Genomic DNA, 9291 nt, shown 5'->3' with positions numbered 1-9291 from the left:
GAAGGCCCCTCGCCTGCGCGCGGCCGACAAGCGCACCGGGCAGAAGGAGGGGGTGGCGAAGTCAGTCCATCTTCGTGACGCCGTAGGGGTTCCCGTTGGCGTCCATGCCGTTGATCATCGGCGTGCCATCGACGTTGACGGTGGGCTCGTAGGGGCGTGGCGGCGGTTCGGACAGGGACCGGTTGGCGTCGGCCATCTGCTCCGGCGTGCGGCCGGGGTCGACGAGGCGGAAGCCGTTCGGGCCCGAGATGACGGTGAGGTACCCGGAGGCGAGGAAGCCGACGATCAGGGAAACCAGGAGGCCGCCGAACAGCGCGCCGGCGGACGGCAGCCCGCGCTGAGCCATCATGGACACCAGCAAGATCGGAACGTAGATGCCGGCCACCGCGATCGCGGCGTTCTTGGGGGTTCGTTTGAGGATGGGCATAGGTGTCTGGGGTTTGAGTCTCATTGCCGCTGCAGTGCCGCGGCAATCTTTCCCGCCGCGCTGAAGCACTTCACTGCATCTGTCTCGTTCACGTACTGCTGGAATCGCTGCAGCTGATCGATGTCGCCGGGCCGAAGGTCGCATCCGCCGGACATGACGGTGCCGTTCCGAATGCAGTTTGCTTGGCGCGGAAGGGCAGCAATCGCCGAGATTGAGATGACTCCTTCCAGGCTCACATCCGCGACCATGCCGACGAACTCCGATGCCTTCTGCACGTTCTCCAGCGAGTCATCGAACTGATCCTTGGCCTTCTTGTAGGACTTGTAGGCAGCGTAGTAGCTGCGAGCCTTCTCCTTGGCGCCGGTGGCTCTGGCCGCCTCTTGCATGCTCGTGAGGCTCTCCTTCAGCTTGCCGATGGACTTCTTGGTCACGGGGGCGAGCTTCGGTGGCTCGGCCGCCGAGAAGCCAGGAACACCCGGAGCAATGTCGCCGCCAATCGCCATGAAAACGCCGCCGCACGCCAGTACGCCCTCGCGGTTGTCCATGGCAACGGAGAGCCAGCCAGGCCGGCTGGGCTCGTTCAGGCCCCACTTTGCGCATTGCAGCCTCGTCCCGTCGCCAGCGTTCGTCGACCGGCAGAGGTTGTTGATCGCGAACACGCGACCGCAAAGGCCACCCGAGACGTTGGTCGACTTGTTCATCCAGAGCCAGCCGCCATTCGACACTGCGGTGCCACCTGCCCCGTTGCAGCTGGCGAGAGCACTCGCCCATTCGCCTGGCGTCCACGAAAGGTAGGCGTGCTCGTCAGTCGTCGTTGCGCCCTCGGCGGTGTAGACCTTCCACTCCGTGCACGTGCCAGGGCCCGGGCTGACGCACTCGGCGGGCCGGACATCGGCGAGCGCCAGCGTCGGAGCGACCATGAGTGCCGCCAGCAAGGCAAGCCGGGTCAGCAGACTCATCATGGCGTGTCGCACGAGCGCATCGCGGCTGCGACCTCGTCCGGCGTAGCAGGCCGGCCTGAAGCCTTCTCGGCCTGGGTGATTCGCTGCCGCGCGCAGGCGACAAGCGGGCTGTCGCTGGTCTGCCGGGCTGCGGCCGACTCTGGGGCGGCACCAGGGACTGTGAGACCGACACCCGGCAACGTGGCGCCCGGCAGCGTGACGCCCTGAGGCATCTGCGGCAGGGGCGCCCCGGCCTGGCCTTGCGCCTGACGGCCAAAGCCGCCGAGCACGCCCATCTGGCCTGCGCGGTAGATCGCATCCTGCTGGATCTGCATGCCCATCATGGCTGCCTCGATGCCGGTCTGCACCGCGCTGTCGTAGGCCTTCGTGTCCGGCCGGACGGTCAGGCAGCGGTTGGTCTTCGTGTCGAAGAACGCGCACACCTTCTGGCCCATGCCTGGCGCTTGCCTGGGGTCGGTCGCTGTCGCAGCTGCGGCTGCGGGCGCCGCGGCGCCGGGCGTGGCCGGGGAGGCGGTACCGCCCTTGCAGGCCGGGTTGTTCGGGTCGGCCAGCAGGCCGCAGGTTTGCGCTTGCGCGACCGAGGGGCCGAACAGCGCGCCCGAGATCGCCAATAGCGTCGTCAGCAGCACCTGCCTCACGTGCGCCTCGCTCAGTTCGCGGCCACCGGCGTGCCGGCGGCGGCGTAGGCCTGCGGAACCAGGTGCGACCAGCCGGCGCTGATCTTGGTCGAGTCGGCAGCGACGAACACGCCGCTCTCCCACACCGCACGCAGGACCGAGCCGGTGCTGGCGTAGCGCGGCTGGGCGCCCAGCTGCTTGCTGTACGCCTCGATCACCTTGGAGAAGTCGGTGGGCGCGACCGCGAGCACGCGGAACGCCACGATCACCTTGCCGGTCGCCTTGTCGAAGTTGAATACCGATGCCTTCGCCGGCCCCTGCCCCGTGATCGGCGCATAGGCCTCGGCGCCGAGATCGGCGGACGCGTCGATGCGCTTCCAGCCGAGGAAGCCGTTCTCGCGGTACAGGTCCTTCGCATCGAGCTCGCCCGGGTGCTTGCCGAAGAAGGTCAGCGGGTGAACCGCGTCGGTGGCCTCGAACTCGCGCGGGCCGCCGAAGCCCAGCTTGCCCATGAAACCGCCCACGGCCGAGCTGACGCTGTTGGTCACGGTGCCGGCGGCGGCCCGGGTTGCGCCAGCGGTCACGCCGGACGAAACGGCCGAACCGACGTCGGCGGTACCCAGAAGACCCGGCGAGCCGGCCCGGGAAGCCATTGCCTGGGCGCTGCCGGACTGGCCGCCCATGCCGTTGATGACGCCGTCCATGGTCGCGGAGCTGAGCACGTCGCCGAGCCCTGCACCGCCGAAGACGGAGTTCATGCCGACTTGGGTCGCGAAGCCGCCCATCGAGTCGGCGGCCACCTTCTTGAAGTCCACCAGCGGCGCGTCCTTGGCCGCCTGAGCCTGCGCGTTGCTCATCAGCAGCGCGTTCTCGGCCATGCCCCAGGACTTCTCCATCGTGCCGCGCAGCTGGACCTTGGCGGCCGGGTCCATGCCGGCGCTTTGCTGCTCGAACTGCGCGAAGAACTTGTCGCGCTCGGCCTGGAGATCCTTGGCGGATTCGCCGCCGGTGAGCTTGTTGCCGATCTTCCCGGTGGCCTGGTTCACCATGCTGGTGACGCCGTTGAAGATGCCCAGGAGCTGGGCGTGGCTGGCGGGCGAGAAGGCGGCGAGTGCAACTGCGGCCACGGCCGCGAAACGGTTGATGGTTCGGTTCATTCGGCTCTGATCTTGATTGGGGTGTTGGGTGTTGATCCTGTTGTGGGGAACCCGCTCTAGGCGGTTCGTTGAATCATACATAACACGTCCCGATACGCTATAGGATGTGCGCGAATACAACAAACGCAGCCGACGCGTTTGCGGCCGACAGCCCTGGGCCTGTCTTTGGCCCGAGCTACTCGCGCCATCGGGACATTTCGGCGGCAACTCACTGGGCTTGAGTTGGGGTTTCTCCTGCCGCCAAGAAAGCGCCCGCCGGATCCAAGGATCGCGGCGGGCGGAGGGGTTCAGGCGACGGCCGCCAGGTCAGTCGCTGGCTGGTATCGGGTCACCGGTTCGGAGTGCCTGGCTGGCGCTCGGAACATTGCGATGCTCGGCGTGTTGCCGGCCCGCGCAGGTGCGCTGTTCGCATCGTGGTAGACGATGAGGCCGCGGGCGTATGCCCGATGACCAGCCAACGTCACTTCTTCGGCGTACTGCACCGCGAAGTTCTCCAGGTCGACGAAGAGGTGTACGTCCCGCGGGTTGAAGCGAATCTCGACGCCGTCGAAGCTCACTCGCCCCATCGGAACAACGAACTCGCCGTCGACGCTGGCCATCGGCCCCTTGTTGCCGCCTTCGGCGATCTGCTCTCGTCCTGCCTGGTGCACGTTGAACCACGCATGCCGGAGCGTCACGACCTGGCTGTAGTTGATCACCTCGCCTCGGTAGAAGCCCTTGCCGCGGGCGTGCCCGCCGTGGGTGGTGCCGCGGTGGATCGAGTGGACTCGCACGCCGGTGCTCTTGATGATGTTGAGGTTCAGCCGCACGCCGACGAGTTCGCCGGCGGCGGGCTGGCAAGCCTTGGCCATAATCCGCCGCGCGGTGGCGTCGGAGTTCAGTGCTGCCCGCACCTCTTCTGCGGTCTCCAGCTGGAGCGCGCGCACGTCGAAGAGCGGGCTGTCTTGCGAGAGGATCGCAAGGCGCCCGCTGAGGGCGGGAATGTGGTGTTGCATGTCGGATCTCCTGCTGAACGGCGCGGGAGTGCGCCTGGTAGCTCGGGATGCGACACACGCGGCCAGACGAGCAGGGCATGAAAAGGCCGCAGAACCACCACCCTCCTCCCCCTTGTCGCGCTCGCTTGTCCCTGAACGGCACCGCACAGGGGAAGGCGGCCTACTCCTTCTTCAGCTCACCCGCGATTCTTCCGCGCCAATCGCCAAGGTAGTCGCCGAGCTCACGTCTCGCGAGCTTTCTGGGATGCTTGCGCCCCCATTCCTTCAGCGCCAGCCACGCGCGAGACCGCTCGAAGACAAACTTCTCGGCGGGCAGGTGCACACGATAGGAGAAGGCTGACATCGGCTTTTCGATGACCAGGCCGAATTCCAAAGCGAGTCGGCGGATGCCCGCGTCAGAGAGACCGGCAAGGCTCACTCGCGGCTGGTTGTCGTACTTGCAGACAAACCACTCGAACTCGCTACTTGGGCGCGGGTAGTCCTGCTTGGCTCGGTTGATTGAGCAGGCGCCCAGCTGCACCCAATGCAGGCCACCATGTTCCTCGAGGATCGGGTTGGGACCGACCACCTCTGCTCGAAATCTTCGCCCTTCGATGGTCAGGTCGATGAAGAAGTCGCCCCTCAGCGGATGGTGCACAACCGGCGCAAGTTCGCTCTCCTCCAGGAGTTTGAAGTAGGCGTCCGAGCCGTCGATGGTGGCCGACGCGCGCACTGTGTGCGGATCAGCGTCAGCCTCATCCAGAAACTCAACCCGCACTGGCTGCCCTCGCCTCGCTGCAGGCGCTGCAGATGCGGCGGCAGCGCAAGCAGCTAGGCATGCCGTCACGTGTTTCCAGTTCTGGTAGCCAGCCTGCAGCGCGACAGCCTCACGACACTCCGTTAGCGACTTGCCTGTGGCGCGACTGAGCTCACGCGCCTGGCGGCGCAGCTTCTCCACGGCAGTCGCCGTGGTCTTGATCATGTCCATGTTCGTTCCACCCGTGTCGGCACGGATACCGAAGGTGTCCGCATGCCCTCGACATCCGAGCCAATGGCCGAACGTGGTGATCGAATTGGGAACAGGACGCCCCGCGAACGGGGTATGCAGAAGCGGACAGCAGGCGCCGTCCAAGCGCCTAACGCGCAATGCTACATCCGACACCGAGCAAGCACCAGCCGGTGCGGAGTCGAGCAAAGAAAGCCCGCCGGTCCATGAGGAACGCGGCGGGCGGAGGGGGTTACGGGCGGTGCTTGACCTCCCAGAACTTGCATCCGTTCTCGAACGGGAAGTGCTTGTTGACGCTCAGGATCGCGTGGTACTTCGGGTGTGCGCAGGTGGCGGGATCTTCCGGGTGGCTCCTGGACTCAGGAATCGCCGGATCGAAGTGCTTGCAGTTTCTGCAGGACGCGCCTCTGTCGCGCTTCAGACCCTTGAAGCGTTCCTCGCATGCGCCGACGACGCCGCGGAAGATGCTCTCGAGCTGCGCCTCCAGGTCGCCAGCCAACGCGTCGAGCGCGCGGCAGACGCCGTCGAACCCAGTTCGCCAGTGCAAGCTGCGGTAGTCGGACTCGGTGTTGTTCTCACCGATGCCGCACCCTTCTGCCAGGTCGTCGAAGAGCGAGTCGATCTCATCCTCTTTCAGGCCGATCTTCGTCAGCGCGTCCCACCCTGAGCTGCAGTACGCGTTGCCGCCGGCAGCCTTCCAGAACGCCGTGTCGAGCAGATCTCTTGCCTCGTCCATACTGGCCGAGACCTCGATCGTGATCGGACCATTGCGCCGTGCGCGGCTGACGCGCGCGGACTGGATCTCCTTCTTCACGCTGTACCAGCCGGTGTCGAAGGGGTTGCCTGTTGCGATCGCGCAGCGCAGCGCCTCGGCGTTGTCGTCGTAGAAGTCAGAGACGCCCCACTTGGCAGCGTCCATCCCCTTCAGGCCCGCGAATACGCGGGTCGGAGCAGGTTCGACTGGCTTTGGTCGCGCGGCGCGCAGCAGCACGGTCGGGGACCGATGCAGATTGCCGCACACGGTGACGACCAGGCCGCGCTCGGCGCCGGTGCGCCGGATGCGCTCGATGCCATCGGCCAGCGAATCCCAGGCGTCGATCGGTCGCCCGATCAACTCTCGTTCACCGCCGACCAGCTGCAGCAGCAGCGGGTGGTGCTGTGGATCAGCCGGGACAAGGACCCAGGCGCCGATGGTCGGGTTGACGTAGAAGGTCTCAGTGGTGTTGCCACTCTGGTTCATGATTACTCCAAGTTGGGTAGGTGCTCGCGCACCCGGCCAACCGGGAGTCCCCAGACTCTGTGGGGCCCAGACCGCTTACCGGACGTTGTCCGAACCTCGCAATTGAGGTGTAGGTCACCGCATTCAGGAAGCCACAAGGGCTGCTACTGCGGACCCGGCCGAAGCCGGGCGGGAAATCAGGAACGAGCGGCCGAAGCGGTGTGCTTCATGGCTCTTTCCTTTCGTGGGGCCGATCTTACGGTCCCTGGGTTGATGTTGAATGCCGCGGCCGGATTGCCGTGGCACTTCGGAGATGCGCGACATCGCGGCGGAAAGAAGAAGGCCCCGTCAGCAAAGCTGAGCGGGGCCTCTGGGGTTCGTCTTGACGGCTACTGCGTCAGACCTTGTTTCCTATCCGTGGTCACACGATCCGCGGTGTCGCGAAAGAGTGTCCACAGCGCGATCGCCGGAGCAAAGAAACCGCGGGGGGTCTCCTTGCAAGCGTTCCAGAATGTCCTCAACAGCGACGTCATGTCAGTCCTTCATGAGTTCCTTGAGTGCCTTGTAGGTGCTGTAAATCAGCCACCAGACGAAGAACACCGCATCGGCAAACAGTATGCACTGCTCGACTCCGTGCAGCAACCCGGCCGCGAGGCTCGAGCTGTGCAGGAACGGCAGCCAGTCGACGAACCGCGAGAGTCCGACGGCCAGCAGCGCCATTCCAACGAACATGGCAGCGCCCGTGAGCATGTGGCCGAAGAACTCGGCCAGGATGGTGAGGTTTTTCTTCTTCATGAGATGAATCTCCTTTCGAGTTATGAGGTGAGCCCTTGCGGGCGCCCGCCGTACCGGTTGGTGTTGGCGTGGTAGGGCGTGATGCGTCACGCGGGCCTGTACGCTCATCGAAAGAAGAAACCCGCCGGCATGGCCAGCGGGCGGGGTCGGTCACACCCGCGCCTACACGTCAGAGGCTCTTCCTTGGACGGTGCGGCTTCGCCGCGGGGGCTGGCTCTCGGGCGACAATGGAGCCCAGGAGAAGAACGACATGGAACAGGCGATTCACACGGCGCTCAACTGGATGGGCTACAGCGAGCTCAAGACGCTGCTCGAGGAGTTCGGTTTCGCGGTGCGCCCGAGCGAGTCGGAGGACGATCTGCGCGAGGCAGTCCGTGCCAACCTGGTGGACGGCACGATCCCGACATCGAAGATCGACACCAGCCGGGTTCCGAGCGGCCCGCGCCGCTGAGACTCAGGCGCGCCGCGCGTTCGCGCGGAACATCTCCCGCCAAGGCAGCGCCTCCTCCGGCGGGCCCAGTTCGCCCGTGGCCCGTCGGCGCAGGTTCATCGCCGAGGCCTGGCGCAGGGTGATCTCAACGGCACCGGCCTTCACCGCCAGTGCGCGTTTCGTCAGGCAGATGTCGTAGTGGCTGCCGCTTGTCTTCTCCGGGCTCTGCCACCAGCGCCGCGCCACACCGATCAGCGCCGCCATCGCGTGTAGCTCGTCGTCGGTGTCCGCCAGCATGTGACACATCAGCATTCGCCGGTAGGGCGCGCGCATGTCGTCGACGTAGACGGCCAAGGCAGCCTCAGGCGTGTGCAGCTGCGCGCGCGAGCGCGGCGCGAACCGGTGAGAACGTGCGACGGTGCTCGGGACAGGCCCCGTGCTGGACCAAGGCTGCCAGGTGATCGGCCGTGCCGTACCCCTTGTGCACAGCAAAACCGTACAAAGGGAAGGTCTCGTGGAGCTTGGCGCACAGGCGGTCGCGGTGCACCTTGGCCAGGATGGACGCCGCCCCGATGCTGGTCACCCTGGCGTCGCCCTTGACGATCGCCTCGGAGCGCATGGGCAGCAGCGGCGACCGGTTGCCGTCGATCAGCACCAGCTGGGGCGTCACGCTCAGGCCGGCGATGGCGCGCTGCATGGCCAGCATGGTGGCCTGCAGGATGTTCAGGCGGTCGATCTCCTCGACCGATGCCTCGGCGATGCAGTAGGCCGCGGCGCGCTCGATGATCAGGTCGAACAGGCGATCGCGCCTCTTCGCGCTCAGCTGCTTCGAGTCATTCAGGCCATCGATCGGGCGGCTCGGGTCCAGGATGACGGCGGCGGCCACGACGGGACCGGCGAGCGGGCCGCGGCCGGCCTCGTCGACGCCGGCGGTCAGTTCGAGGTGAAGCGACTGCATCAGAACGGCACCGGCGCGTTGGTCACGATCGCGCCATAGCCGCGCGCGTCCCACGGCAACCACGAGTAGATCCCGGCAAGCTCCTGGGCGGGAACCCACCCGACGCTGTCGCGATTCACGTCGTAAAGGGCGACGTGCGAGAGCGCGCCGCGGGTGTCTCGCCGGAGCGCCGAGAGCCGGACAACGTGATAGCTATTGTTCAAGCTCGACGGGTCGGTGAGCTTCTCGCCTGGCTCGAGCTGAAGTTCGATCAGCTTCCTGGTCGGGCCGGCAAGGAAGACGGCGCGATCACTGTCGATCGCCTGCACCAGCGCGTCGAAGTCCAGGTTCGATCGGCCGTACTGGGTCGCCGGCATCTGGAGCTGGCGGAGCACCTCCAGGATGTTCGTCATCCACATGCCGCCTGGCATCAGGAACTTGTGGTCATACAGGCGACGGACCACCTGCGCGAACGGCTTCTCGTGCCCGCGCGGGAAGAGGGTGTAGAGAGCCGCGGCGCTGCAGATGCCGTCACGAAGAAACGGCGCGACCGCCCTGCGCTCAGCCTCGGTGGGCCCCCGGGAGAGGATCTCCCTGGCCCTGGCTGCCTGCCGCTCGTTGTAGATCGCCCATCGTTCTGGACTGACAAAGACGGGCTCGGCGGCGATCGCGGGAAGGCCTGCCAGCGCGAGAAGGGACACCGCGCTGCGGCGAGAGATCGACGCGTACTGGTTCATGCAAGCGGGCAACGCCGGTGAATCGATGGG

At 66.1% G+C, this 9291-nt stretch carries 12 protein-coding genes; 1 reads left to right on the top strand and 11 read right to left on the bottom strand.

Annotated features, from left to right (window positions below; translation table 11 throughout):
* Nucleotides 1-61 precede the first annotated feature (61 nt).
* The 8 genes from MPE_RS20130 to MPE_RS20095 all read right to left on the bottom strand — a co-directional run bounded on the left by MPE_RS20130 (nucleotide 62) and on the right by MPE_RS20095 (nucleotide 7157).
* Complete coding sequence (locus MPE_RS20130; RefSeq protein ID WP_158304637.1) at nucleotides 62-451, bottom strand: hypothetical protein; 390 nt, start codon at nucleotides 449-451, stop codon at nucleotides 62-64.
* Nucleotides 448-1386 (bottom strand): hypothetical protein, encoded by a 939-nt coding sequence (locus MPE_RS20125; protein ID WP_148211109.1) that lies wholly within the window; start codon nucleotides 1384-1386, stop codon nucleotides 448-450. The genes MPE_RS20130 and MPE_RS20125 overlap by 4 nt, the downstream gene beginning before the upstream one ends.
* Nucleotides 1386-2027, bottom strand: coding sequence for a hypothetical protein (locus tag MPE_RS20120; RefSeq protein WP_011831555.1), 642 nt, complete (start codon nucleotides 2025-2027; stop codon nucleotides 1386-1388). The genes MPE_RS20125 and MPE_RS20120 overlap by 1 nt, the downstream gene beginning before the upstream one ends.
* A gap of 11 nt (nucleotides 2028-2038) precedes the next feature.
* Complete coding sequence (locus MPE_RS20115; RefSeq protein ID WP_041930369.1) at nucleotides 2039-3163, bottom strand: hypothetical protein; 1125 nt, start codon at nucleotides 3161-3163, stop codon at nucleotides 2039-2041.
* A gap of 287 nt (nucleotides 3164-3450) precedes the next feature.
* Complete coding sequence (locus MPE_RS20110; protein ID WP_011831553.1) at nucleotides 3451-4158, bottom strand: L5-gp82 domain-containing phage-derived protein; 708 nt, start codon at nucleotides 4156-4158, stop codon at nucleotides 3451-3453.
* Nucleotides 4159-4318: 160 nt separating this feature from the next.
* Nucleotides 4319-5125 carry a hypothetical protein gene (locus tag MPE_RS20105; RefSeq protein ID WP_011831552.1) on the bottom strand — a complete coding sequence of 269 codons (807 nt, stop codon included), beginning with the start codon at nucleotides 5123-5125 and terminating at the stop codon, nucleotides 4319-4321.
* Nucleotides 5126-5375: 250 nt separating this feature from the next.
* Nucleotides 5376-6383: a hypothetical protein gene (locus MPE_RS20100; protein WP_011831551.1), complete on the bottom strand. Its 1008-nt coding sequence runs from the start codon at nucleotides 6381-6383 to the stop codon at nucleotides 5376-5378.
* Nucleotides 6384-6896: 513 nt separating this feature from the next.
* The gene (locus tag MPE_RS20095) at nucleotides 6897-7157 is read right to left on the bottom strand and encodes a hypothetical protein (RefSeq protein WP_041930368.1); all 261 of its coding nucleotides are present in this window, start codon (nucleotides 7155-7157) and stop codon (nucleotides 6897-6899) included.
* Nucleotides 7158-7407: 250 nt separating this feature from the next.
* Between MPE_RS20095 and MPE_RS20090 the strand changes: the two genes are divergently transcribed.
* Complete coding sequence (locus MPE_RS20090) at nucleotides 7408-7608, top strand: hypothetical protein (RefSeq protein ID WP_041930367.1); 201 nt, start codon at nucleotides 7408-7410, stop codon at nucleotides 7606-7608.
* Nucleotides 7609-7611: 3 nt separating this feature from the next.
* Here MPE_RS20090 and MPE_RS20085 read toward each other — a convergent pair whose 3' ends face one another.
* From MPE_RS20085 to MPE_RS20075, 3 genes are read right to left on the bottom strand one after another with little or no spacing between them, the layout of a single operon-like run.
* On the bottom strand, nucleotides 7612-7941 hold the full coding sequence (locus MPE_RS20085; protein WP_011831548.1) for a DUF4031 domain-containing protein: 330 nt from the start codon (nucleotides 7939-7941) through the stop codon (nucleotides 7612-7614).
* A 7-nt stretch (nucleotides 7942-7948) separates the two neighbouring features.
* The gene (gene rnhB, locus MPE_RS20080) at nucleotides 7949-8545 is read right to left on the bottom strand and encodes a ribonuclease HII (protein WP_011831547.1); all 597 of its coding nucleotides are present in this window, start codon (nucleotides 8543-8545) and stop codon (nucleotides 7949-7951) included.
* On the bottom strand, nucleotides 8545-9261 hold the full coding sequence (locus tag MPE_RS20075) for a hypothetical protein (RefSeq protein WP_011831546.1): 717 nt from the start codon (nucleotides 9259-9261) through the stop codon (nucleotides 8545-8547). Before MPE_RS20075 ends, rnhB begins: the two co-directional genes overlap by 1 nt.
* Between the last annotated feature and the right edge of the window lie 30 nt (nucleotides 9262-9291).

This window comes from Methylibium petroleiphilum PM1, from assembly GCF_000015725.1.
Lineage (GTDB): Bacteria > Pseudomonadota > Gammaproteobacteria > Burkholderiales > Burkholderiaceae_C > Methylibium > Methylibium petroleiphilum.
This window is presented reverse-complemented; position numbering and strand designations above follow the sequence as displayed.